At 42.7% G+C, this 23,129-nt stretch carries 20 protein-coding genes; 11 read left to right on the forward strand and 9 right to left on the reverse strand.

The annotated features are described in order from the left end of the window. The first annotated feature begins 69 nt into the window (after nt 1-69). From OCV39_RS11800 to yjjX, 3 genes are all read left to right on the forward strand, one after another. Nucleotides 70-1,158 (forward strand): ABC transporter substrate-binding protein, encoded by a 1,089-nt coding sequence (locus tag OCV39_RS11800; RefSeq protein ID WP_261888517.1) that lies wholly within the window; start codon nt 70-72, stop codon nt 1,156-1,158. Nucleotides 1,159-1,293: 135 nt separating this feature from the next. Further along, entirely contained in the window at nt 1,294-3,609 is a 2,316-nt protein-coding gene (locus OCV39_RS11805) for a putative bifunctional diguanylate cyclase/phosphodiesterase (RefSeq protein ID WP_261888518.1), read from the forward strand. 7 nt (nt 3,610-3,616) lie between these two features. Continuing rightward, nucleotides 3,617-4,144, forward strand: coding sequence for an inosine/xanthosine triphosphatase (gene yjjX, locus OCV39_RS11810; protein WP_113799334.1), 528 nt, complete (start codon nt 3,617-3,619; stop codon nt 4,142-4,144). A gap of 176 nt (nt 4,145-4,320) precedes the next feature. Here the strand turns inward: yjjX and trpR are convergent, their stop codons facing one another. After that, nucleotides 4,321-4,626 (reverse strand): trp operon repressor, encoded by a 306-nt coding sequence (gene trpR / locus OCV39_RS11815; protein WP_017053103.1) that lies wholly within the window; start codon nt 4,624-4,626, stop codon nt 4,321-4,323. A gap of 57 nt (nt 4,627-4,683) precedes the next feature. Beyond that, nucleotides 4,684-6,579 carry a murein transglycosylase gene (gene sltY / locus OCV39_RS11820; protein WP_261889515.1) on the reverse strand — a complete coding sequence of 632 codons (1,896 nt, stop codon included), beginning with the start codon at nt 6,577-6,579 and terminating at the stop codon, nt 4,684-4,686. A 400-nt stretch (nt 6,580-6,979) separates the two neighbouring features. Between sltY and ettA the strand changes: the two genes are divergently transcribed. The 3 genes from ettA to OCV39_RS11835 all read left to right on the forward strand — a co-directional run bounded on the left by ettA (nt 6,980) and on the right by OCV39_RS11835 (nt 10,338). After that, a complete protein-coding gene (gene ettA, locus OCV39_RS11825; protein ID WP_261888519.1) occupies nt 6,980-8,647 on the forward strand; it encodes an energy-dependent translational throttle protein EttA in 1,668 nt (555 codons plus the stop codon). Nucleotides 8,648-8,875: 228 nt separating this feature from the next. Beyond that, nucleotides 8,876-9,247, forward strand: a complete 372-nt coding sequence (locus OCV39_RS11830) for a PilZ domain-containing protein (RefSeq protein ID WP_017053106.1) — start codon at nt 8,876-8,878, stop codon at nt 9,245-9,247. Between the two features lie 65 nt (nt 9,248-9,312). Further along, the gene (locus OCV39_RS11835) at nt 9,313-10,338 is read left to right on the forward strand and encodes a M23 family metallopeptidase (protein WP_017053107.1); all 1,026 of its coding nucleotides are present in this window, start codon (nt 9,313-9,315) and stop codon (nt 10,336-10,338) included. A 112-nt stretch (nt 10,339-10,450) separates the two neighbouring features. On the opposite strand, the gene tyrA is transcribed toward OCV39_RS11835, so the two are convergent. The 3 genes from tyrA to nagZ form a co-directional block, all read right to left on the reverse strand. Further along, complete coding sequence (gene tyrA, locus OCV39_RS11840) at nt 10,451-11,578, reverse strand: bifunctional chorismate mutase/prephenate dehydrogenase (protein WP_261888520.1); 1,128 nt, start codon at nt 11,576-11,578, stop codon at nt 10,451-10,453. A gap of 17 nt (nt 11,579-11,595) precedes the next feature. Beyond that, nucleotides 11,596-12,663 (reverse strand): 3-deoxy-7-phosphoheptulonate synthase, encoded by a 1,068-nt coding sequence (locus OCV39_RS11845; protein WP_113799344.1) that lies wholly within the window; start codon nt 12,661-12,663, stop codon nt 11,596-11,598. A 246-nt stretch (nt 12,664-12,909) separates the two neighbouring features. Further along, complete coding sequence (nagZ, locus tag OCV39_RS11850; protein WP_261888521.1) at nt 12,910-13,899, reverse strand: beta-N-acetylhexosaminidase; 990 nt, start codon at nt 13,897-13,899, stop codon at nt 12,910-12,912. Nucleotides 13,900-14,020: 121 nt separating this feature from the next. Between nagZ and OCV39_RS11855 the strand changes: the two genes are divergently transcribed. Beyond that, a complete protein-coding gene (locus tag OCV39_RS11855) occupies nt 14,021-15,184 on the forward strand; it encodes an anhydro-N-acetylmuramic acid kinase (protein WP_261889516.1) in 1,164 nt (387 codons plus the stop codon). 9 nt (nt 15,185-15,193) lie between these two features. Next, entirely contained in the window at nt 15,194-16,114 is a 921-nt protein-coding gene (gene murQ / locus OCV39_RS11860; protein ID WP_017053662.1) for an N-acetylmuramic acid 6-phosphate etherase, read from the forward strand. 59 nt (nt 16,115-16,173) lie between these two features. On the opposite strand, the gene OCV39_RS11865 is transcribed toward murQ, so the two are convergent. Beyond that, entirely contained in the window at nt 16,174-16,551 is a 378-nt protein-coding gene (locus tag OCV39_RS11865; RefSeq protein ID WP_371711987.1) for a DUF2799 domain-containing protein, read from the reverse strand. Nucleotides 16,552-16,867: 316 nt separating this feature from the next. On the opposite strand from OCV39_RS11865, the gene OCV39_RS11870 reads away from it, so the two are divergent. The 3 genes from OCV39_RS11870 (at nt 16,868) to btsR (ending at nt 20,959) form a co-directional block, all read left to right on the forward strand. Beyond that, complete coding sequence (locus tag OCV39_RS11870; protein WP_017053664.1) at nt 16,868-18,361, forward strand: carbon starvation CstA family protein; 1,494 nt, start codon at nt 16,868-16,870, stop codon at nt 18,359-18,361. Between the two features lie 174 nt (nt 18,362-18,535). After that, nucleotides 18,536-20,218 carry a sensor histidine kinase gene (locus OCV39_RS11875; protein ID WP_113799350.1) on the forward strand — a complete coding sequence of 561 codons (1,683 nt, stop codon included), beginning with the start codon at nt 18,536-18,538 and terminating at the stop codon, nt 20,216-20,218. A 9-nt stretch (nt 20,219-20,227) separates the two neighbouring features. Further along, nucleotides 20,228-20,959: a two-component system response regulator BtsR gene (gene btsR / locus OCV39_RS11880; protein WP_113799352.1), complete on the forward strand. Its 732-nt coding sequence runs from the start codon at nt 20,228-20,230 to the stop codon at nt 20,957-20,959. Nucleotides 20,960-21,054: 95 nt separating this feature from the next. On the opposite strand, the gene ispH is transcribed toward btsR, so the two are convergent. The 3 genes from ispH to lspA form a co-directional block, all read right to left on the reverse strand. Continuing rightward, on the reverse strand, nt 21,055-22,011 hold the full coding sequence (gene ispH, locus OCV39_RS11885) for a 4-hydroxy-3-methylbut-2-enyl diphosphate reductase (RefSeq protein ID WP_017053667.1): 957 nt from the start codon (nt 22,009-22,011) through the stop codon (nt 21,055-21,057). A gap of 44 nt (nt 22,012-22,055) precedes the next feature. Next, nucleotides 22,056-22,487, reverse strand: coding sequence for an FKBP-type peptidyl-prolyl cis-trans isomerase (gene fkpB, locus OCV39_RS11890; protein ID WP_017053668.1), 432 nt, complete (start codon nt 22,485-22,487; stop codon nt 22,056-22,058). 124 nt (nt 22,488-22,611) lie between these two features. Continuing rightward, a complete protein-coding gene (gene lspA / locus OCV39_RS11895) occupies nt 22,612-23,112 on the reverse strand; it encodes a signal peptidase II (RefSeq protein WP_017053669.1) in 501 nt (166 codons plus the stop codon). Nucleotides 23,113-23,129 lie beyond the last annotated feature (17 nt).

A 23,129-nucleotide genomic window follows, 5' to 3' on the forward strand; every position in this document is an offset into this window, starting at 1 on the left:
GTAAAACGTAAATAACGAGATAAGCAGACAATTATTTCTGTAACGAACCGTTTTGATATAGGGAACTAAATGAAATCATTCTTTACAGCAATCAACTGTTTGCTTGTCATATTTTTGCATACTGGTAAAGCTTACGCTCAAGAAGATCCACAAACACTCACCATTTTTAACTGGCAATATTACCTATCTGAACCGGTGATTGATTTATGGGAGCAGGAAACCAATGTCAAAATAAAGCAGATCTATTTTGATAGTGACACCGACAGAGATCGAATTATCAATCAACTGCAAGGGAATGAGGTTGATATTGCTGTACTCGATGAAGTAGCGACTCGTAACTTTACCCGCAATAACAAGTTATTAGACCTAACAGCCACGGACAGTTTAACCAATTTGTCCAACATACCAAAAATTTGGAAGAATCAGTGCAGTTCTAACGCTGTGCCCTATTTCTGGGGGACTTTAGGGTTAATTTACCGTAAAGACATCTACCCGATACCACCGAATACATGGCGTGCTTTACTCTATCCGCAATCTTATTCCAAAAATATGCAACAGCGGAATATTGGCATGCTGGCAGACTATAGCGATATGTTGATGCCCTCTCTATTTTTAAGAGGCTTGTCTATCCATGAATCCAATAAGGAAGACTTAACTCAAGTCTATGCTGAGCTTCAACAGCAAATTCCATTCGTCAGAACCTATGAGTATATTTTGACTTACTTAATGCATAACCCCCAAGAAATGGCGAACATTCATTTAGCTCTCGCCTATAGCGGGGATACGCAGGTACTCAATCATTTAGGTTCTCACTACCAGTGGGGCTATACCGTTCCAAAAGAGGGAACAGTATTATGGGTCGATTGCTTAGCGGTTTTGAAGTCATCAAAAAAACCTCAACTGGCGCTCTCATTTATTAATTTTTTGCATCGTCCAAACATTGCAGCGATAAATGCGAGAGAGCTTGGCAATTCAACAACGAACTCTAAAGCAATCACATTATTAGAAGCCGAAGGTGATCACTCTCAATCACTCTATCCAGATATGAGCATCATCCAACGCTCACAATTTTATTCAACACAGGACAATGCATCGATGACGCTTAGAAGCCGGATACGCAACGCCATAATCAAAGAACATAGTAGCCAAATAGAATAAGTATTCACCATTCAGATGAGAATAAAACCGTACTTTCATTAGCTTAGAGTGCTATTATTTTATAAACCAAGTGCTAAGACCTACCAACAGCATGGTATTACATTCCCCAAATAAGGTAACTTGTATTTATTCGTTATGAAGTTAAGTAAACGTATACTTCTTTTAATCGCACCTGTAATTATCATTAGTGCCGCAGCCTCTAGCTATATTATTTACGCTAGCCAAAAGGATGCTCTTATTAAACGAGAAGACAGTTATTTACAGCTCAATATGGAAAAGTTGGCAGGTCATTTTCGTCAAGCTCGCTCATTTCTAAACAGCTACGCCTACACCTTGACCAAGAGTGACATCATTCGGCAATACTTTCTTAACGCACAAAATCCATATCGTGAGCTTGAGCTCATCGAAAATTTGCAGGAAACCATAAAAGTATTGCAAGCAGGAGACAGTAGCTTCTCTTCTTTGGCGATCCTAGATAGTAATCAAGATCTCCTTTATTATGCTGAAAATAGCACCGATCCTTTCGCTGAAATTGATCCTGCGATACTTCACCATGTAAAACAGAAATACCAAACATCATTGGCCGCTTCGGACATCAATTATGTCTTAAGTTCTCAAGGTGACGGTATGCTAGTTCGCTATGAAGTACTAGACAAAAGAACCATTGCTCGTCCACTGATTAAACAACAAGACGATATTTTTTTCGTCGTCGTATCCGTTTCATTAGACAAATTCAATACGCTACGAAGGCAGATCGAGTTTGATAACCAAACTAGCATCTTCGCATCTTCCGAGCCAATTAATACCAACAAAGGACTCACTCAGTCTATTAAACTCGCCAATGACTTATACATCACGGTCGATCCTGCTCAATTTATTCTCAATAACAAGCTGCAAGATATTTGGCGTCAACTTATTCTATCTTTTGGGACTTCGGCATTAATAACGGTATTGTTGCTACTTATTCTTCTCTACCGTTATGTGATAAATCCAATAACTCGTTTAGATAAGCAACTCCAACAAGTTGAAAAAAAACAGCGTGACAATATCCAACCACTCAATACCAATGATGAGATGGGACGGTTATCCACACGCTTCTATGACATGTATAACGAACTCGATAATACGTATCGAAAAACCAAAACATTAGCTGAAAACGATCACCTAACCAAGCTTGCGAACCGTCATCAGTTTCAGAATTACGCGAATAGTATACTTAGCTCCCCATTAGCAAGTTGTAATATATGGGTCCTGTATATTGATTTGGATAACTTCAAGTTCGTTAATGACCAATATGGACATCAGGTGGGTGACTCTTTGCTGGTTGAATTTGCTGAACAAGTGACTCGCTTATGTGATGATTTTAGCCATCAATATGGGACCAAGAGCCTTGCTTCACGCCTATCTGGTGATGAATTTGCCATCTTTATCTGCTCACCAAATAACTTTAAAGATGCCGCAAAAGCCTTTGCTGAGCAAATTTTAGCGCCTCTTCAGGGCGGGTTTAAATCTGAATTTGGTAGCTTTCCTATCACCGCAAGTATTGGCGTCGCCACTTATCCTTTGGATGGTGACCATATTGAAAAACTCTTATCGAATGCTGATACTGCCATGTATCAAGCAAAGCGTGCGGGTAAAAACCAATTCGCTCACTACTCTCTTGACCTCGATAAAATAGTTCAGCGACGCTCGAATATCGAACGAGCATTAAGAGCTCATCAATATATCGATGAGTTCAGCCTCGTATTTATGCCCTACCTAAATACTCAAGGTACTGAAGTGATTGGTGTTGAAGCTCTGTTGAGGTGGCATTCCGAACAACTTGGGTTCATTTCACCTGATGAATTCATTCCCATTGCAGAACAAACGGGGTTATTTGAAGAGATTGACCGCTGGGTAATCGCACAATCTTTTGCTCGCTTTGATCAATTACAAACAGCGTTTGATATTCCTGTTCAGTTGTCGATTAACTTATCTTCAGCTGAGCTTAGTAGTACAAAACTAGCCATGTTTATCGAAGAGCACGCTCAACAATATGGTATTCCACGCCATTTGATCGACTTTGAAATAACGGAAACTTTTGCAGCAGATTCAAAAGGGTTCCCACTACTGTATAAATTATCCAAATTAGGCTACAACCTCGCCATTGATGATTTTGGTTCAGGCTATACTTCGATAACTCAACTTGTGCAATACCCTGTACAAAAGATTAAGTTCGATCGACTCTTTTTAGAAACGTTAGTCGCAACGAATAATCAGAACGTAATCAAACCACTTATTGAGTTGTGCCATGCGCAATCTAAAACCGTAACGGCTGAAGGCATTGAAACCCAAGAGATGCATGAATGGCTTGCAGATCAACAATGTGACTTTATGCAAGGCTACTATTTTGGAAAACCAATGGATATTGATCAGCTATCGATTTGGTATCAACAGCTAAAAGGACTCTAAACCTGTCATGAAAACCGTAATTATCACCTCTCTTAACCCTGCAAAAATCAATGCGGTCAAAAGTGCATTTCAAGCAGCCTTCCCTACTGAAACTTTTGAGTTTGAAGGTGTCAGCGTAGCAAGCGAAGTGGCCGATCAACCAATGACGGATCAAGAGACTCATGATGGAGCCCTCAATCGAGTACGCAATGCGAAAAAAATTAATTCGAATGCTGACTACTTTGTTGGTTTAGAAGCGGGAATTGAGGGCAGCGTAACTTTTGCGTGGATGGTGATTGAATCAGCGACTCATCGAGGTGAGTCTCGCTCAGCCAGTTTGATGTTGCCGCCTGAAGTCATTGAGAAACTAAAAACAGCAAATGAGCTAGGCGACGTAATGGATGAAGTGTTTGCAACGGATAATATTAAGCAGAAAGGTGGGGCAATTAGCTTGCTGACTCAAGACCAATTGACTCGCAGCTCTGTTTATCACCAAGCGCTCATATTGGCACTGATCCCGTTCACTAATCCTACTCACTTCCCTGCGAATCTGTAAGCGAGTTCGCAACTCTCGATACACGTTTATTCTTCGTACCACAATATGCTGCAAACGAACAAACGATGTTAGACAGATGCTAGCAAATGGAAGGTAGCAAATAGAAGATAGCAAAAAGCACTCGCCGCTTGACGAGTGCTTTTTATATTTAGACTTTATATCATAGAAAGATAACACTAAGCGTTCTTGTTGGTTAAGATCAACTCTGCTAATTTCGTTTTTTCTTCCTCTGACTTACTTTTCAATTCATTAGAACCTCTAGTGATTGTTGCAATACCCACCCCGAGCATTTGGCTAATCTGTCTCTGAGATAGATCTCCTTTTAACAGCTCACAGAAGATATTTACTCTCGCCACTAAAGCATCTCTTTCATCTGGAGTCATCATCATGGTAAGTAGCATCTGTTGCTGATCTTGCTCAGACGCCTCTTTCACTAAGCTCATTAACTGTTGCCAATCACTATATTCTGGTTCTGATGCCATATTGTTTTCACCTTTACTTACTTATCTCTATTGTAAAGTTTTAGCGCCACTTTTAAATTAATATTTTGCGTTACTCTCTTCATCACTCAAGAAGGTTCCTTCTACCCCTAAAATATCTCGATAGTAGGTCTCGAACATCAAAATATTTTGCACATATCCACGAGTCTCTTTAAACGGTATCGCTTCAATAAACGCGTAAGCGTCAAGTTCTCCCCCCGTTCGAGATCGCCATGTTTTCACTCGGTGAGGGCCCGCATTATAGGCCGCGAGAGCAAAAATTCTATTATGGCCATATTGCTCTAGCAAACCATCTAAGTAGTGACTTCCTATTTCAATATTCTTACCGACTTCATACAGGTCATCTTTTCCTTGGTAATTTATCCGGTACTTTTTCGCAGTATATTTAGCCGTTGCAGGCATAATCTGCATGATTCCTCTTGCACCTACAGGAGAACGAGCTTCAATATCCAACGCACTCTCCTGACGAGCTAATGACATAAGTGTTATCGGGTTTATGTCGTGCTTTTCACCATAGAAATTAAACCACCAGCGGTGAGCAATAGGGAAACGTAAATGCGTGTTATCCCACATCCGAGCTGAGATCGTGGCCGTTACCGTTAAGTGGTGCCAACCTTGTACTGCTGCATACGCGGCTAACATCTCTTTCTCATCACTCGATACATAGCTAAGAAGCCAGCGCCATTCACTTTTCGCGGCCGCAATTTTATCGAGATCAATAAGCTCTCGAATTCGCTCTAATGCCATTCGATGAGGATTCACCATCGCCTTATCTAGCACAAGAGTCGTCGTAGGGTAGTTTATCGACTGCTTGACAGCGTTCGCAGCAGCCACACTGTAGAAGTTACGTTTTCCAACGAGTTTTTTTAAACGCTGCTGCCCTTTTACCTTCTCACCAAGCTCAATCTCAGATCGTCCTTGCCAATATTGCCATCGAATAGCGCTCCGCTTCACCTCAGGTAATCGTGCAATCCAGCGCTGGACACCTTGCCAATCTGCATGCTGAATCGCTAAGCGAACTCTTCTCTCTAGCAAGACAACCCGCTCTGTTTTTAATAGAACCTGATCTCTCCATTTCGCTAACTCATCGGAATCGGTATTGGTTAATCGAAATGCCACATATTCTGCGAGTTGCTGTGATTTCTGAGATGACAACTTCTGAGCGTTAACCACTTTAGGCAATGCTTTTTGTGCTGCGGAGACATCCTTACGGGCAAGTTTTTTAAAGGCGAATTCCGTTTGTGATCGGTAGAAATCCGACGCCTCGTGCTGCTTAGCAAACTGAGTGACGCTCTCCGGCTTTCTATACAGAGCTTTCATCGCTTCCGCTTGTTTCTTTGCCGCGTCGGACTTTGGTAACTTCATTAGATAAGTCATCAACTTTCCGTTCCGAGCTTCAAACGCAAGCAACATGCGATCTAAAATCAATGCGTCACTACGAAGCCCTGCCTCTTCCCATTGCTCAAATAGAGGATCACATTGGTCTGCAATACCTTGCCCACTTAGCCACAGTTTCTCAGCGCCTGAAAACGCGGCCTCTTTCTGGTTACCCATCCACAATGCATGATAATAAATACACTGGTAACTCTCGCCCTTAGGCTCCTGAGTTTGAAAAGTTAATAATGTTTGCCACTGGCCTTGCTTGGCTAAAACTTCCAAGTAAGGAGCTCGAATTCTAGCTGAAAACGGCAGTAATCGGTTTTTCTCAATAAAATTGTCGACTTCTGGGGGGGTCTTATTACTCAGCTGAGCCAAAAATGCACGATAGTCGGTGTAAGGGGTCAGAGGATAAGTCGCAATCGTACTGCGTAAAGCTTGGTACTCTTCCACCTTTTTCTTATCTAATAAATCTTGAGCTTTTTCATAGTTCACTCGTTGTAATTCCCGTTCAGAAACGGTTTTTGCTGCGATACCATGACTGACCATGACACTCATAAGAAGGCTTGAAGAAATCACTTTCGCTATCGTCGTTAGCGTATTTCTCAATACTGAGTGTGGTCCTATTGTTCGCGCTTTGTTTTGCGTCATACGCTCAATTCCCTTGTGCGAATTGTTATTAGGTAGCCTCTATTAACAACTCATACACATTCGAATGTAAAGCTAGAAATTGTAAATATATCCAAACTTGCATATCGATTGGCTTTTAGTGCAATCGGTCCCAGAAAAAACACACTATTTCTGCATACAACTTCACCACCTAGGCATGTATACCCGCAAATTTTCACCATAAAGTCTCGGTTCATAAACCGTAAAGTCTCGCCAGAAGGTAACAAAATGATAGCGTTTGGTATAAAATGTCCGCTTCATAATTTGCAAACATTAGGAACGATCGGCAATGGCTGAATACGTATATACCATGTCTCGGGTGAGCAAAACTGTGCCACCTAAACGTCAAATTCTAAAAGACATTTCCCTTAGTTTTTTTCCTGGCGCTAAAATCGGTGTTTTAGGTCTCAATGGTTCAGGTAAATCCACCTTACTGCGCATCATGGCTGGCCTTGATACAGACATTGATGGTGAAGCTCGTGCGCAAACTGGCTTGAAAGTCGGCTACCTGCCACAAGAACCTGTACTGGACGAATCTAAAACCGTTCGTGAGATTGTTGAAGAAGCCGTTTCTGATGTTGCAGGCGCACTGACTCGTCTTGATGCGGTATACGCTGCATACGCAGAACCAGACGCCGATTTCGACGCGCTTGCTAAAGAGCAAGGTGAGCTAGAAGCACTAATTCAAGCGAAAGATGGTCACAATCTAGAAACCGCTCTAGAGCGTGCTGCTGATGCACTTCGTCTTCCTGAATGGGATGCGAAAATTGAATTCTTATCTGGTGGTGAACGTCGTCGTGTTGCGATTTGTCGTCTACTTCTTGAAAAACCAGACATGTTACTTCTTGATGAACCAACCAACCACTTGGATGCTGAATCAGTTGCATGGCTTGAGCACTTCCTTGTTGATTACAGCGGTACTGTTGTGGCAATCACCCATGACCGTTACTTCCTTGATAACGCTGCTGGCTGGATTTTAGAGCTTGACCGTGGTGAAGGTATTCCATGGGAAGGTAACTACACCTCTTGGCTAGAACAGAAAGATGAACGTCTAAAACAAGAAAAATCAGGCGAAAGCGCACGTCAAAAAACTATCGAGAAAGAACTTGAGTGGGTTCGCCAGAATCCTAAAGGCCGTCAGGCTAAATCTAAAGCTCGTATGGCGCGTTTTGAAGAGCTAACGACAGGTCAATACCAGAAGCGTAACGAAACCAACGAACTGTTCATCCCGCCGGGTGAGCGTTTAGGTGATAAAGTACTTGAAGTGAACAACCTTACTAAATCGTTTGGTGATCGCGTTCTTATCGACGACCTATCGTTCAGCATGCCTAAAGGCGCGATCGTGGGTATCGTGGGTGCCAATGGTGCGGGTAAATCAACACTATTCAAGATGCTAAGTGGCGCAGAACAGCCCGATTCAGGTACTGTGGAGCTAGGTGAAACCGTTAAACTTGCTTCAGTGGATCAGTTCCGTGACAGCATGGATGACAAGAAAACCGTATTCCAAGAGATCTCTGAAGGCGCTGATATCATTAAGATCAACAACTTCGAAATCCCTGCACGTGCATACTGCTCTCGTTTCAACTTCAAAGGCAACGATCAACAGAAAATCATCGGGCAGCTTTCTGGTGGTGAACGTAACCGTGTTCACCTAGCTAAACTGCTTAAAGCGGGCGGCAACGTACTGCTACTCGATGAACCGACCAATGACCTTGATGTTGAAACTCTACGTGCACTTGAAGAAGCGCTACTTGAGTTCCCAGGTTGTGCAATGGTTATCTCGCATGACCGTTGGTTCTTAGACCGTATTGCTACCCACATCCTAGACTACCGTGATGAAGGTCAGGTGAACTTCTACGAAGGTAACTATACTGAATACACTGAGTGGCTGAAAAAGACTTTAGGCGCTCAAGCGGCAGAACCTCATCGTATCAAATACAAACGTATGACTAAGTAATAAACCATTACGATAGAGCTTGTATTTTAATCAAAGGCCGCTATGATCAGCGGCCTTTGTGTATTGGTACGTTTGGCATAAATAAGAATACGTGATTAATTCGTTATTCATGTGGGCTTTTTTGATATCCGATTAATTGCCATAATCATTATTTGCTATGATGAGTATAAACCCAAATAATGTTGATTGATGAAATGCAATCAACCTACTGATACAGAGAGAAATATTATGGTTGAGCGACGTCGTTTTTCACGCATTATTTATCAAGCACCTGCGCTTATTTCACACGGTGAGTATGAATTAAAAACCACGATTAAAGACTTATCTTTACATGGACTACTGTTATCAGCAGAGCAAACTCCAGATCTAGAGATGAATTCGGCGGTCACCGTTTCATTTACACTGCCTGAAAGTGATATAACTATTCATCTTCAAGCGAAAGTTCTAAACACTCAAGACGATATAATTCGTCTAATCATTGATAATATTGATATTGATAGTATCAGCCACCTAAAAAGATTGGTTGAACTCAACGTGGGCGATGATCATTTACTGCACCGCGAAATAGAACATTTATCAGATCTAGGCGAAGAGGCTTAATCAAACGATTTTGCTATTGTCTGCCAATTACGTAGTCACGTTAGTTAATATATACAAAAGTTAATATGTCCAAAAAAATTTCCATCATTATCCCTGCACAAAGCGGGGATCAAGCGTTTCATTTCGGTAAGAGATCAATATTAGCTATTTTGGCTACTTTAACGACCGTGCCTGCATTACTCGGTACTTTTTTGTACCAGCAATACAACGATAGCCAGTTAATGCAATCTGAAATGCATACGACTCAACAAGAGTTCGAAGCCGCCATTTCAAATCTAAAAACTGAAAAAAAGGCTATTGAAGCGCTTTATGAGGAACAAGTTGATACTAGCCACTCATTATCTCAATCACTTGAACAAAAAAATTCGCAAATCCATATTTTAGGAAAGCGCGTTTATGATGTGGAATCCGTATTAGGCTTGGCGGATGAAGACTTACTGACCAATGATAGCTCTTTAGAAGAGAGAATCGATGCCGCTGCCATTGATTCCGCCGTTCGCGCAACCATGTTTAGATTGATTCCAAATGATAGCCCTGTCACCTATCAGCGCATCTCCTCCTCTTATGGACGCAGGACCAATCCAATTAGCGGAAAACGCCATACTCATACTGGTATAGATCTGACTTGTAAGCGCGGAGAGCAGATTTTAGCCCCTGCGGATGGTGTCGTTGAAACCGTTAGGCCAAGCAAAAAAGGGTTTGGAAACTTCCTAACCGTTCGTCACTCATTCGGATTCATGAGCTCTTACGCTCACTTAAAAAGCTTCAAAGCCAAGAGTGGTCAGTTTGTCAGTAAGGGCGATGTATTAGCGACATGTGGTAACTCTGGCAATTCAACAGGCCCACACCTTCATTATGAAGTACGATTTCTAGGTCGCTCACTCAATCCACAATACCTTATGGATTGGACACCAGAAAATTTCAATTACGTATTTGAAAAAGAGAAGAAGCTGAAATGGGCTCCGCTGGTCAAATTGATTGATAACATGGTTCGCCTACAGATCAACTTAACTAATGCTCCGTATACTGACAGCAGTATCGAAACGGTATTGAGTGATGACGCAAATGATAAATCAAGCATCACTCGCTAATGCTAAATAATGCGTTATTTTAAACAATAAAAAAGAGCTGTATTTCACAGCTCTTTTTTGTCGATATTTATTTTCTATCTAACCTTATGTTCTATAAAGGCTTAAGAGCGAATCAAACTCGATGAATCGCATCATTCGCTTGTTTTAATAAGTTCTGGCTCTCTTCCAAAAATTGCTGAGAGTAATCACCAAACCAATCACTGACTTGATTAAAGTTATCAACAAACGCTTCTTTATCATGCCCGTCGAGTACTTTAATGGCTTCACCAAAACTTTGATGGAAACGCTTAATCATGTCGATGTTATCTTGTGACGCGAGAATAATATCTCCGTACAGATTCGGGTCTTGACCAAACAACCGCCCTACCATTGCCAGCTCTAAACGATAAATCGGAGAGCTCAGTTTCAATAACTGATCAATATTTGGATTCTCTTTACTTAGGTGTAAGCCGTAAGCAAAAGAGGTGAAGTGGCGTAATGCTTGGATTAACGTCATACCATGATCGTGCTCACCCGCCTCAATTTGGCATAAACTTGCGCCCCAAATCGAAAACTGTTTCAGCAACCATTGGTAAGACTCTTCACCACGTCCGTCACAGTAAACAATCACTTGCTTAGCTAAGCTTGGTACATCAGGGCCAAACATCGGGTGCAAACCAACAACAGGGCCGTTATGCACCGCTAACATGCTCTGCACGGGTTTCGATTTGATAGAGGTTAAATCACATAAAATACAATCGTCAGGCAAATTACCCAGTTTTTCAATCACACCTTCAGTAAGGTGAATCGGCACAGTCACGACAACAAGACCAGCATTGCTAAGTAGTTCATCCGCTTTATGCCAATCTTGGCTGCCAAGCACTTTGACGTCATAACCTGACAAACTAAACATTCGACCAAAAAGCCCACCAAGCTGACCATTACCACCAATGATCACTACTGAGCGAAGCTGTGGATTCAAGCACTTAAAGCCTGAATCTTTTTCGCTGGCGTAAGATTCACGCATTGTTCTGCGTAAAATATCTTCAATCAGTTGTGGTGGCACTCCTTGCTTAGCCGCTTCTTCGCGACGAGAAGCCAGCATTGCCGCTTCTCTATCAGGTGCATAAATCGGCAAACCATGCTCGCTTTTTACTTCCCCAACCTTTTCAACTAAAGCTAAACGACGAGCAAGAAGCTCAAGCATCTGTTTATCGACGGCATCTATTTGATCGCGTAATTCGTTTAATTCAACAGCCATTAACGTCCCTTTTATCTTTATAGACGGTTTTCTAAAAACGGTACTAATTCAGTATGAGCATGTCTTAATAGTGCCTCAGTTGCATCCCAATTGATACATGCATCCGTGATAGAAACCCCGTACTTCATCTCATTCAGAGGAATATCTGAAGGCTGATTTCCTTCGTTAATATGGCTCTCAATCATTAACCCAATGATCGATTTATTGCCTTCACGAATTTGATGAATCGCGTCTTCAGCGACAAGCGGTTGACGGCGAAAATCTTTGCGTGAGTTCGCATGGCTACAATCGATCATTAGCGAAGCATCTAGCCCTGTTGACGCCAACTCTTGTTCACATTCGTGTACTGAAACCGAATCGTAATTGGTCTGCTTGCCGCCACGCAAAATAACATGGCCATTAGGGTTACCTTGAGTTGTCAGTAGTGCAACTTGTCCTTCGCTGCTGATCCCCATAAAACGGTGGCTAGAAGAAGCGGCTTGCATAGCATTGATTGCTGTACCTAAATTACCGTCAGTACCATTTTTAAAACCAATTGGCATTGAAAGGCCACTTGCCATTTCACGGTGAGTTTGCGATTCAGTTGTACGAGCACCAATCGCAGCCCAGCTGAAAGTATCAGCCAAGTATTGTGGGCTAATCGGGTCAAGCGCTTCTGTCGCTAGTGGGATTTCCATCTCAGCAAGTTCAACAAGCAACTCACGACCAACATGCAAACCATGCTCAATATCGAAAGTACCGTCTAGATGAGGGTCATTGATCAAACCTTTCCAACCAACAGTGGTACGAGGCTTTTCAAAGTAAACACGCATAACAATATACAGTTGGTCGCTAAGTTGCTCCGATAAGGCTTTTAGACGTTTCGCGTACTCTTTCGCGGCTTCAATATCATGAATAGAACATGGGCCACATACAACAAGCATGCGATGATCTTTCTTATGAATGATGTTTGCGATAGTTTGACGAGACTCTTGAATGAAACGACGAGCATTATCACTCAAAGGTAGTTTTGCTTTTAACTCCTCAGGAGTAATCAGTACCTGTTCGTCGATGATATTGACATTGCTTAATTCACTTTTTTGCATAACTCAACCTGTATATTTATTTTTACACCCAATATTTCCATTTGGGCTAACTATCTTTAAAAACACAATAACAGCTACAAAAACGATTGCAAGTGTAAACAATAAAAAACATTAAGTGTAAGATTAAATTTACACTCATATTTTAACTCGCTTTATGATGAAAATAGGATGAGAGTAAGGTTCATACATACAAAAAAGGCAATACTCAACATATCGCCTTATCTAAAATTATAATGTGTCTATTTATCACTCACTGCCAAGCATTCGCTTAATCGTCTCTGAGGCCTCTTTCCATCTAGTATCTGAGTGAAGTGTAGATAAATCAAAGCTGTGTTTTTTAAGCAATGATTGTGCTAAAGGCACGTCTTGTATCGCTAAGTGATCAAGAGCTTCAATTTGTGCATCTCGCTTATTACACATCAACACCATATCGCAACCCGCATTCAAGGCCGCTTTTGCTCTGTCAGCCGGCCCGCCCATAATAGCGGCACCTTCCATCGTTAAGTCATCAGAGAAAACCAAGCCTTTAAAACCTAACTCTTGCTTCAACACCTTCTGTAACCAATATTGAGAGCCACTCGCAGGCTGATCATCGTAGTGAGAATAAACCACATGAGCAGGCATCATTGCATCTAATATCCCGGCTTCAATTTGTGCTTTAAATATTGCCATATCCGTTTCGAAGATGTCGTCTCTTGGATCGTAAGGGGTTTCTAAGTGGGAGTCCGCAATCACACCGCCATGTCCAGGAAAGTGCTTTCCTGTTGTCGCCATTCCAACCGACTTCATACCGTTAATGAATGCACTACTATGACGAACAATGGTCTCAATATCTTCACCAAACGCTCGATTTCCAATCGCTTTGCAGTCGTGGCCTTTGTCCAATACAGGCGCAAAACTCAGATCAATATCGTGGGCAATCAGCTCCGCAGCCATCAACCAGCCAGCCTGCTCTGCTAATTGCTCACCATTATTCTTTGTCGCAAATTCTTGAGCGGCTGGGATAATCGAAAAACCGTCGCGAAAACGCTGTACTCGACCACCTTCTTGATCAACCCCGATCAGTATTGAGCGTTTTGCAGCCTTGCGGATCGCTTTATTCAACGCTGACAGTTGTTTGCTATCGTGATAATTTCTAGCAAATAGGATGAGGCCCCCAACCGTTGGATGCTCTAAAATTTCTCTGTCTTCAGCGGTCAGCTCGTAGCCAGCAACATCAACCCACAACGGTCCCATATTTATCCCTTTTTAAACCAAATTTCATACACTTCACGAGATTATTCCCTTTGAATTTGCTTTACAATGTTTTTAAACCAATCTTTGGAAGAGTTTAGGAATGCGGTTCAAGAGCTTAAGAATAGATCATAAAGAACTTTATATTGGCGTGATGTCTGGAACGAGTATGGACGGTGTTGATACAGCTTTAGTTTCCATTGAGGGTACTAACATCACTCTACTCGCGCATGATGAATTTCCTATGCCAAGCGAACTGAAAGAACGTCTTCTTAAAGTCTGTATTGGGCAAAAAACCGATCTGATTGCGATTGGCGAGTTGGACCACCAGCTTGGTCACCTATTTGCCGATGCCGTACTGCAACTCCTCGAAAAATCGAACACTCTGGCCTCTGCGGTCACTGCCATTGGTAACCATGGGCAGACCGTGTTTCACCAGCCAACGGGTGATGCTCCATTTACCATGCAACTCGGTGATGCCAATATTATTTCGGCACGGACAAATATTTCGACTGTGGCTGACTTTCGCCGTAAAGATATGGCCTTAGGAGGGCAAGGTGCTCCACTGGTTCCGGCCTTTCATCAGCATATTTTCAGCACACAAGATTCAACGGTCGTGGTTCTGAATATCGGCGGTATTTCAAATATTTCCGTACTTCCAGCGCAATTAAACCCTGAACATCCGAGTGACATCAATTTTGAGCCTAGCGTTATTGGATATGATACAGGTCCTGGCAATATGCTTATGGATGCATGGATTAAAAAGCAGCGCGGGGAGCAATATGATCATGATGGGCAATATGCTCAAAGTGGGCAAGTCAGTGAACCATTACTAAACCAACTGTTAAGTGATGATTATTTCACTCAAGCCGCGCCCAAAAGTACCGGAAGAGAGCGGTTTAATTTACCTTGGTTAGAATTACAATTAGCCCACCACTCACTTACGGGTGAAGATGTACAAGCAACACTACTGGAGTTCACTGCGGTTTCAATTGCCAATGAAGTGTTGCGTTATCAAGTAGGAAATAAGCCCGAACTGTTAGTTTGTGGCGGTGGCGTAAGAAATACGTTTCTCATGGCTCGCCTGCAACAGTTGCTTCCAAATTGGATAGTAGCTTCGACACAAACTAAAGGTATTGATAGTGACTATATGGAAGCGATGGCTTTCGCATGGTTAGCTCATCAACGCATTCATGGCTTACCAAGCAACTTGCCACAAGTAACAGGAGCAAGCCGACTTGCTTCTCTCGGGGTAATTTACCCTATCGATCCCTGTCATGTGGATTAAGGATATTTAATGACAAACGACGCTCTACTTTCAGCGCTTTCACAATTAGTGTCTGAAGGACGTAACCCTGAGACCATGGATATCGATTTGCTTTCGGCGCATGAAATCATCCAACGGATCAATCAACAAGATAAACAAGTTCCCATCGCGGTCGAAAAAGTGATTCCAGAGATCGCGCAAGCCGTTGAAAAAATTACTGCTGCTTTCAAATCTGGCGGGCGTTTGATCTACATGGGAGCCGGAACCAGTGGCCGCTTAGGCGTGCTCGATGCTTCGGAGTGCCCACCCACTTTTGGCGTGTCAGATCAAATGGTGATCGGTTTAATTGCCGGTGGTCCAAAAGCCATTCTAAAAGCGCAAGAAGGGGCGGAAGATTCACTGGAACTCGGAGAACAAGATCTCAAAAACATCCAATTTAATACCAACGATGTTGTGGTTGGGATCGCGGCAAGTGGTCGCACACCTTATGTGATTGGGGCTTTGGAGTACGCGAATGACATTGGAGCCACAACTGTTGCACTCTCTTGCAACCCAAACTCTCCTATCGCGGATATCGCCAACATCGCGATTTGCCCAGTCGTAGGCCCAGAAGTACTGACAGGTTCGACGCGTTTGAAATCTGGAACCGCACAAAAACTCGTACTGAATATGCTCACGACCGCCAGTATGATCCGCTTAGGTAAAAGTTATCAGAACTTGATGGTCGACGTGAAGGCAACAAATGAGAAGTTAGTTGCGCGCGCCGTCAGGATTGTCATGCAAGCGACCGACTGCCCAAAATCATTAGCTGTGATTACACTGAAACACACAGACTATGATGTAAAACTGGCAATATTGATGATCTTAACGGATCTCAACTTAGACGAAGCGAAAGAACAATTAAGCCATCAACAAGGGTTCTTACGTAAAGCGGTAGAGCAATCTAAATAACATCAGTCATCCATAGTTAAGCAGTCATGTTGGCTATGGATGATTAAGAATGACCGGCTCTAATTATTTGAATCTGCCCAGCCACGTTGCCATTCCATTCGGAATCGTTGGGCTTCCTCTGTCCCTTCACATACTCCCTCATAATTAAAACCCGACAAACCAATCTGATACGCATGATCAGGATTACAATATTCCGCCACACCTTTTAGGTAACCTTGGTCATAATCGGCTTGATTTGCCTGCCCAAACTTATTCAACGCACTATAACTGCGTTGAGTCTGGCCTCTTAACCCGTCACGGTATCCAATTTCAGACCAATCTCCATCTTCTGCTAACTGCTGTGTCGATGCCGCGCATCCCGCCAAACCAATTAACAGGCCAACTACTATTGTTTTTCTCACGTTCAATCCTTTGTAGTACTCATTTATGGTGCACATTAATTTTCAATTAGGCTCAACAGAATCACCGTATTTTAGCCAAACTTAGACGTTTAATATCTAAGAGGTTCACCCGCTCAGAATAAGGTTAGTTTACCAAAACTCTTCGCAGACAATCATAATAATAATCCACTTTCATATCACTGACGATTTCTCGAAATAGCCAAAACCACTTAACGTTAATGGCTACCACTTAATTCGCTATTCCACCACTCACCTTAGAAGCGCATGACGTGAGCGAGTGGCAGTTTTACTATCTCATACGACAGATAAACTTAACCTGAATTCGGAATACAAATAGAAGGGATAACAAATTATGATGTGGTTTCTAACTTGTGTGGCCGCACTAATCGGTGGCTATTTTATTTACGGTGCTTTCATTGAGAAAGTATTTGGTATTAATGAAAACCGCCCTACACCAGCAATAACAAAACAAGATGGTGTGGATTACGTACCAATGTCGACCAAGAAAGTCTATTTGGTTCAGCTACTCAACATTGCAGGCGTTGGTCCAATTTTCGGCCCTATCATGGGTGCGCTTTACGGCCCCGCGGCAATGCTATGGATTGTCATTGGTTGTATCTTTGCCGGTGCCGTTCATGACTACTTCTCAGGTATGCTCTCTATTCGAAATGGCGGCGCATCAGTACCTACCATCACAGGTCGATACCTAGGCAATGGCGCAAAACATTTCATGAACATTTTTGCCATTATTCTACTTCTACTTGTTGGTGTGGTTTTCGTTTCAGCGCCTGCTGGCATGATCACTACTTTAGTTAACGATCAAACTGATATCGCTATGTCGATGACAACGATGGTCATCATTATCTTCGCTTACTACATTCTAGCTACCGTGGTTCCGGTAGACAAAATTATTGGCCGTTTCTACCCATTCTTTGGTGCACTGCTGATTTTCATGTCTGTCGGTCTTATCACTGCCATTGGCTTATCAGATGAACATACGATTTTAGGCGGCTATGAAGTGAGCGACATGTTCACAAATATGAACCCTAACGATCTGCCACTTTGGCCTGCTCTATTCATCACTATCGCTTGTGGTGCAATCTCTGGCTTCCACGCTACCCAATCTCCTTTGATGGCGCGCTGCATGGAAAACGAAAAGAATGGTCGCTTTGTCTTCTACGGAGCAATGATTGGTGAAGGCATTATCGCGCTGATCTGGTGTGCACTTGCCTTGTCTTTCTTCGGCTCAGTAGATTCTCTTGCAGAAGCGATTAAGAATGGCGGTCCGGGTAACGTCGTGTACAGCGCTTCATTTGGTCTGCTTGGTGTATTTGGTGGCGTGTTGGCTTTCCTTGGTGTGGTCATTTTACCTATCACTTCTGGCGATACCGCTTTCCGTTCAAGCCGTTTGATTTTGGCTGAATACTTCAACATGGAACAGAAAACACTGCGTAACCGTCTATTTATGGCACTGCCTCTGTTTGTTCTTGGTGGAATCTTAACTCAAGTTGATTTCGGTATAATCTGGCGCTACTTCGGTTTTGCTAACCAATCGACAGCAGTGATGATGCTATGGACGGCTTCAGCTTACCTACTACGCCACAATAAACTGCATTGGGTTGCGACGGTCCCAGCGATATTTATGACCACTGTTTGTGTGACCTTTATTCTAAGCAATAGCCAACTCGGTTTCGGCTTACCAATGACGGTTTCAACCATTGCAGGGATTGTGACGGCACTATCCGTTACTGCTTATGTGATTAAACGTTCAAAAGGCAAAGGTGACGACTTTGCTGATGAAGATGAAACATCCGATAAAACTAAAGCTGTCACTGAAACAGCGTAAGCGTCAACGTTACCTTCACTTGCTAAATTAAGAAAAAACCCATCTCCGTGATGGGTTTTATTTTATCTCTTAAAAACAAAAGGAGATCGATTCAGTCAGTTTTAATCACGAAAGCTCAACACATCCTAGTAGTTTGCTTTAAAATACACCCTATATCTCCCCTAGGTGACAATTATGGAATTGGTTTTATCTCTGCTTCAGCAGATGTGTGTTTACCTTGTACTGGCCTACATGCTAAGTAAAACACCCATTTTTTTGCCTCTACTGAACATCTCATCTCGTTTCAGTCATAAGTTCAGTTGCTACGTTTTATTCTCCCTTTTTTGTATCATGGGCACCTATTTCGGTTTGCAGATCAACGATGCGATAGCCAATACCAGAGCCATTGGCGCGGTAATGGGCGGGCTATTTGGAGGCCCAATTGTCGGATTTGCTGTCGGTCTAACTGGCGGAATACACCGTTATACATTAGGTGGATTTACCGATGTAGCTTGTGCCATTTCAACGACAGCTGAAGGCTTAATTGGCGGACTACTGCATATTTACTTAGTACGTAAAGATAAGAGCGAGCAACTGTTTAATCCGGTGGTGGTATTTAGCATCACTCTGGTTGCGGAAATTGTTCAAATGCTGCTGCTTCTATTGGTCGCTAAACCTTTCGACCAAGCTTATGCTCTCGTCTCTGATATTGCAGCACCAATGATCATCGCAAACTCCGTTGGTGCAGCCCTTTTCATGAGTATCCTTCAGGACAGGAAAACCATTTTTGAAAAATATTCAGCCACTTTCTCACGTCGAGCACTCTCGATTGCAGATCGCTCTGTCGGCATTTTGCACACCGGGTTCAACTCCGAAAATGCAGAAAAAATTGCTCGTATCGTTTACGAAGAGACCAACGTCGGCGCTGTCGCCATCACAGATAAAGAGAAAATTCTCGCGTTTGTCGGCATTGGCGATGATCACCATAAACCCAATACTGTCATATCTTCTCAATGCACCCTCTCCTCTATGGAGAAAAACGATATTATCTATTTAGATGGGACAGAAAATCCTTACCAGTGCTCAATTTCTTCTGAATGTAAACTTGGTTCAGCACTCATTATCCCTCTGAGAGCAGGAAGCGAGGTGGTTGGAACCATTAAGTTGTATGAACCTCGTAGGAAACTCTTCTCGACGATTAATATGTCGATGGCAGAAGGGATTGCCCAACTTCTTTCAAGCCAGATCCTTTATTGTGACTATCAACAGCAGCAGACCTTACTCACTCAAGCGGAGATCAAATTGCTGCACGCACAAGTTAACCCGCATTTTCTGTTTAATGCACTTAATACCATTAGTGCGATCACGCGCAGAGATCCAGACAAAGCACGAGAACTCATACAGCACCTTTCACACTTCTTCCGTAGCAACTTAAAGCAGAATATCGAGACGGTGACGCTGAAAGATGAGTTGGCACACGTCAATGCATACCTAACCATAGAAAAGGCGAGATTTACCGATAGGTTAGAGGTTGAATTTGATATCGAGCCTAGGTTACTGGAAGTCAAAATCCCTAGTTTTACTCTGCAACCTTTAGTCGAAAACGCGATTAAACACGGTATTTCAAATTTACTGGAAGGTGGCTGCGTCAAGATTTATAGCCAACAATGTAAGCAGGGCTATCAAATTGTGGTGGAGGATAATGCGGGAGCTTATGTTAAACCGGAGTCTGATCACTCGGGGTTAGGCTTAGATATTGTAAGCAAACGCCTCACCAATAAGTTGGGCCGTGACATAACACTAAAAATAGAAGTAAAACCACAGCACTACACTCGAATGAGCTTTATCATTCTTCCTTCAAATCAAGCTGACCATTAAGGCGATTGAATGTTAACTGCACTTGTCATAGATGATGAACTTTTTGCTCGGGAAGAGCTTGCAGAGTTACTGGCACAAACGGGCGAAATTGATGTCGTCGATCTTGCAAGCAACGCTATCGAAGGCCTACAGAAGATCAACAGTTTGAAACCTGATGTGGTTTTTCTCGATATTCAGATGCCTCAGATTTCAGGTATCGAACTGTTGAGCATGCTGGATCCTGACACCATGCCAACGGTGGTGTTTGTGACGGCTTTTGATCAATACGCAATACAAGCTTTTGAAGATAATGCTTTTGATTATCTTTTGAAACCTGTCGATCCTTGCCGCCTAAAGAAAACCGTTTCTCGTCTCGTTAAAGTTGCCCGTTTTAACGCTCAATCCGAGCCACAAAACATCGCTGCGATTGCTCCCACGCACTTAGACCAGATTCCTTGTGTTGGACATAATCGTATTATGATCATTGCTACAGAAAACGTTGAATGTGCCTATAGTGATATCAGTGGTGTACATGTTAGGACGCAAAACCAAACCGCATCGACTCAGTTAACGCTGAAAAATTTGGAAGAGAAAACTGACTTGATCCGGTGTCACCGCCAGTATTTGGTCAGCATAAAAGCGATTAAAGAGATCAAACTATTGGAAAATGGATTGGCCGAGATCCTCACACTGACGGATTATGAAATTCCAGTCAGTCGACGGTTTTTAAAAGCTCTGAAAGAGACCCTAGGGATCCAGTAGACGTTTTGATACGTTTAGATCAGATTCAGTCAATTTAAACCCATAAAAAAGCGACCTCAAATAGGGTCGCCTTTTACAATCATAATGAAATGCAATTAATCAATCTGCTTGATTTGTAACTCTTTTGGCACTTCAAAGAACATATTCTCTTCACGACCAGAGACCTCTTCAATGCTCTGAGCGCCGAGTTCTTGAATGCGATCTAGGATCTGTTTCACCAACTCTTCAGGTGCCGATGCTCCCGCCGTCACACCTATTTTCAATTTAGCCTCAAACCACTCAGGGTTAATATCTTCAGGGCAATCAATTAAGTAGCCTGGAGTGCCTAGCTTTTCAGCTAACTCTTTCAAACGGGTAGAATTTGATGAGTTTTTAGAGCCGACGACAACGACTACATCAACGTCTTCCGCTAGTTCACGAACCGCATCTTGACGGTTTTGAGTCGCGTAACAAATGTCATCTTTACGCGGCCCTTGGATCTCAGGGAATACTTCACGCAACTTCTCAATCACGTCAGACGTTTCATCTACAGATAGGGTCGTTTGGCTCACATAGTGCAAGTGACTCGGATCGTTGACGACGAGTTTCTCTACATCTTCTGGCTTCTCGACTAAATACATCCCACCCGTTTGGCTGGCGTACTGCCCCATTGTGCCTTCGACTTCTGGATGTCCAGCGTGACCAATGAGCACCACTTCCATATTCTTACGGCTTGCACGAGCCACTTCCATATGCACTTTGGTCACCAGAGGACAAGTCGCATCAAAGACCGTAAGCTCTCGCTCTTTAGCTTCTTGTCGAACCGCTTGCGATACACCATGAGCTGAAAAAATCACAATATTATCGTCTGGCACTTCATTCAGTTCTTCGACAAAAATGGCACCACGCTGCTTTAACCCTTCAACCACAAAACGGTTATGCACCACTTCATGGCGAACATAAATCGGCGGCTGATACAGTTCAAGTGCGCGCTCAACGATACTAATGGCACGATCCACTCCGGCACAAAAACCTCGTGGATTGGCTAACATGATTTTCATTTCATTGCTCATGGGTATTATCTTATTTGGTCGGCTATTTTACGTTAAACGATGAGTTACTCAACAGACAAAATTTCAACTTCAAAAGTGACATCTTGCCCTGCCAGTGGATGGTTAAAATCCACCGTCACTGAATCGCCCGCAATATCGGCGATGATACCAGGAATTTCCATACCATCCGGCCCACTAAACGCCATGATAGTGCCAACTTCAACCTCTGCATCACCAACAAATTTAGCTCTGTCCATATGATGGATATTGTCTGGGTTTGGCATGCCAAAAGCATCTTCAGCTTTAAGCTCTATCGCTTGCTTCTCACCCACTTGAAGCCCGATTAAACACTGCTCAAAACTGTCACTTAGGCTACCATCTCCGATAACAAGTTTCGCTGGCTTATCCATGCTATGTGTACTATCAGCAACAGAACCATCACTCAGTTTAATCGTAAAATGCAGGGTTACTGCGCTCTCTTTTTGTATTGTTGTCACGTTGGTTCTTCCTTGGGTCAATTTAATGTTCGTTATTGTTTTTATACGTTTAACTTAAATAACAAAAAGCGCCGACCGAATCAACGGACAGCGCTTAAGGTTATTCTAATTTTGAGCGAGGCGGTTACTTTGCATCGTCTTTTTTACGAAAACCATCAAGGATGATCATCGCAGCGCCAACACAAATCGTAGAGTCCGCTAAATTAAAGGCCGGCCAATGATACGTTCCCCAAAAGAAATCAAGATAATCGACAACAAAACCATGAACAACTCGATCAAATACATTGCCGACTGCACCACCAATAATCATGGCGTAAGCAATATTGTTCCATTTATCTTTTGCAGGTAACTTACTCATCCAATAGGTGAGCATTGCCGTTACAGCAAAAGCGATACCAGTAAACAACCAACGTTGCCAACCCGCTTGATCACTCAAAAAGCTAAACGCAGCACCGTAGTTATGCACATACAAAAAATTAAAGAAGGGCAATACTTCAATGCGATTCGCCCAGCCATAACCAATGTTATCCATCACGAATAATTTGATGCTAATGTCGGCAATAAAGATCAGTACAGCAAGCCATAACCAACGAACACCAGACTGTTTCAATGTTACTTCTGTCATTCCAAATCCTAAAAACA

Origin of the sequence: Vibrio cortegadensis, assembly GCF_024347395.1 — a bacterium.
In the GTDB taxonomy this organism is placed as follows: Bacteria; Pseudomonadota; Gammaproteobacteria; order Enterobacterales; family Vibrionaceae; genus Vibrio; species Vibrio cortegadensis.

What these genes read in the sequence shown, in the direction of transcription:
- OCV39_RS11800 (WP_261888517.1), top strand. Translation starts at nt 70, where the DNA reads ATGAAATCATTCTTTACAGCAATCAACTGTTTGCTTGTCATATTTTTG.
- OCV39_RS11805 (WP_261888518.1), top strand. Translation starts at nt 1,294, where the DNA reads ATGAAGTTAAGTAAACGTATACTTCTTTTAATCGCACCTGTAATTATC.
- yjjX (WP_113799334.1), top strand. Translation starts at nt 3,617, where the DNA reads ATGAAAACCGTAATTATCACCTCTCTTAACCCTGCAAAAATCAATGCG.
- trpR (WP_017053103.1), bottom strand. Translation starts at nt 4,626, where the DNA reads ATGGCATCAGAACCAGAATATAGTGATTGGCAACAGTTAATGAGCTTA.
- sltY (WP_261889515.1), bottom strand. Translation starts at nt 6,579, where the DNA reads ATGAGTGTCATGGTCAGTCATGGTATCGCAGCAAAAACCGTTTCTGAA.
- ettA (WP_261888519.1), top strand. Translation starts at nt 6,980, where the DNA reads ATGGCTGAATACGTATATACCATGTCTCGGGTGAGCAAAACTGTGCCA.
- OCV39_RS11830 (WP_017053106.1), top strand. Translation starts at nt 8,876, where the DNA reads ATGGTTGAGCGACGTCGTTTTTCACGCATTATTTATCAAGCACCTGCG.
- OCV39_RS11835 (WP_017053107.1), top strand. Translation starts at nt 9,313, where the DNA reads ATGTCCAAAAAAATTTCCATCATTATCCCTGCACAAAGCGGGGATCAA.
- tyrA (WP_261888520.1), bottom strand. Translation starts at nt 11,578, where the DNA reads ATGGCTGTTGAATTAAACGAATTACGCGATCAAATAGATGCCGTCGAT.
- OCV39_RS11845 (WP_113799344.1), bottom strand. Translation starts at nt 12,663, where the DNA reads ATGCAAAAAAGTGAATTAAGCAATGTCAATATCATCGACGAACAGGTA.
- nagZ (WP_261888521.1), bottom strand. Translation starts at nt 13,899, where the DNA reads ATGGGACCGTTGTGGGTTGATGTTGCTGGCTACGAGCTGACCGCTGAA.
- murQ (WP_017053662.1), top strand. Translation starts at nt 15,194, where the DNA reads ATGACAAACGACGCTCTACTTTCAGCGCTTTCACAATTAGTGTCTGAA.
- OCV39_RS11865 (WP_371711987.1), bottom strand. Translation starts at nt 16,551, where the DNA reads ATGTGCACCATAAATGAGTACTACAAAGGATTGAACGTGAGAAAAACA.
- OCV39_RS11870 (WP_017053664.1), top strand. Translation starts at nt 16,868, where the DNA reads ATGATGTGGTTTCTAACTTGTGTGGCCGCACTAATCGGTGGCTATTTT.
- OCV39_RS11875 (WP_113799350.1), top strand. Translation starts at nt 18,536, where the DNA reads ATGGAATTGGTTTTATCTCTGCTTCAGCAGATGTGTGTTTACCTTGTA.
- btsR (WP_113799352.1), top strand. Translation starts at nt 20,228, where the DNA reads ATGTTAACTGCACTTGTCATAGATGATGAACTTTTTGCTCGGGAAGAG.
- ispH (WP_017053667.1), bottom strand. Translation starts at nt 22,011, where the DNA reads ATGAGCAATGAAATGAAAATCATGTTAGCCAATCCACGAGGTTTTTGT.
- lspA (WP_017053669.1), bottom strand. Translation starts at nt 23,112, where the DNA reads ATGACAGAAGTAACATTGAAACAGTCTGGTGTTCGTTGGTTATGGCTT.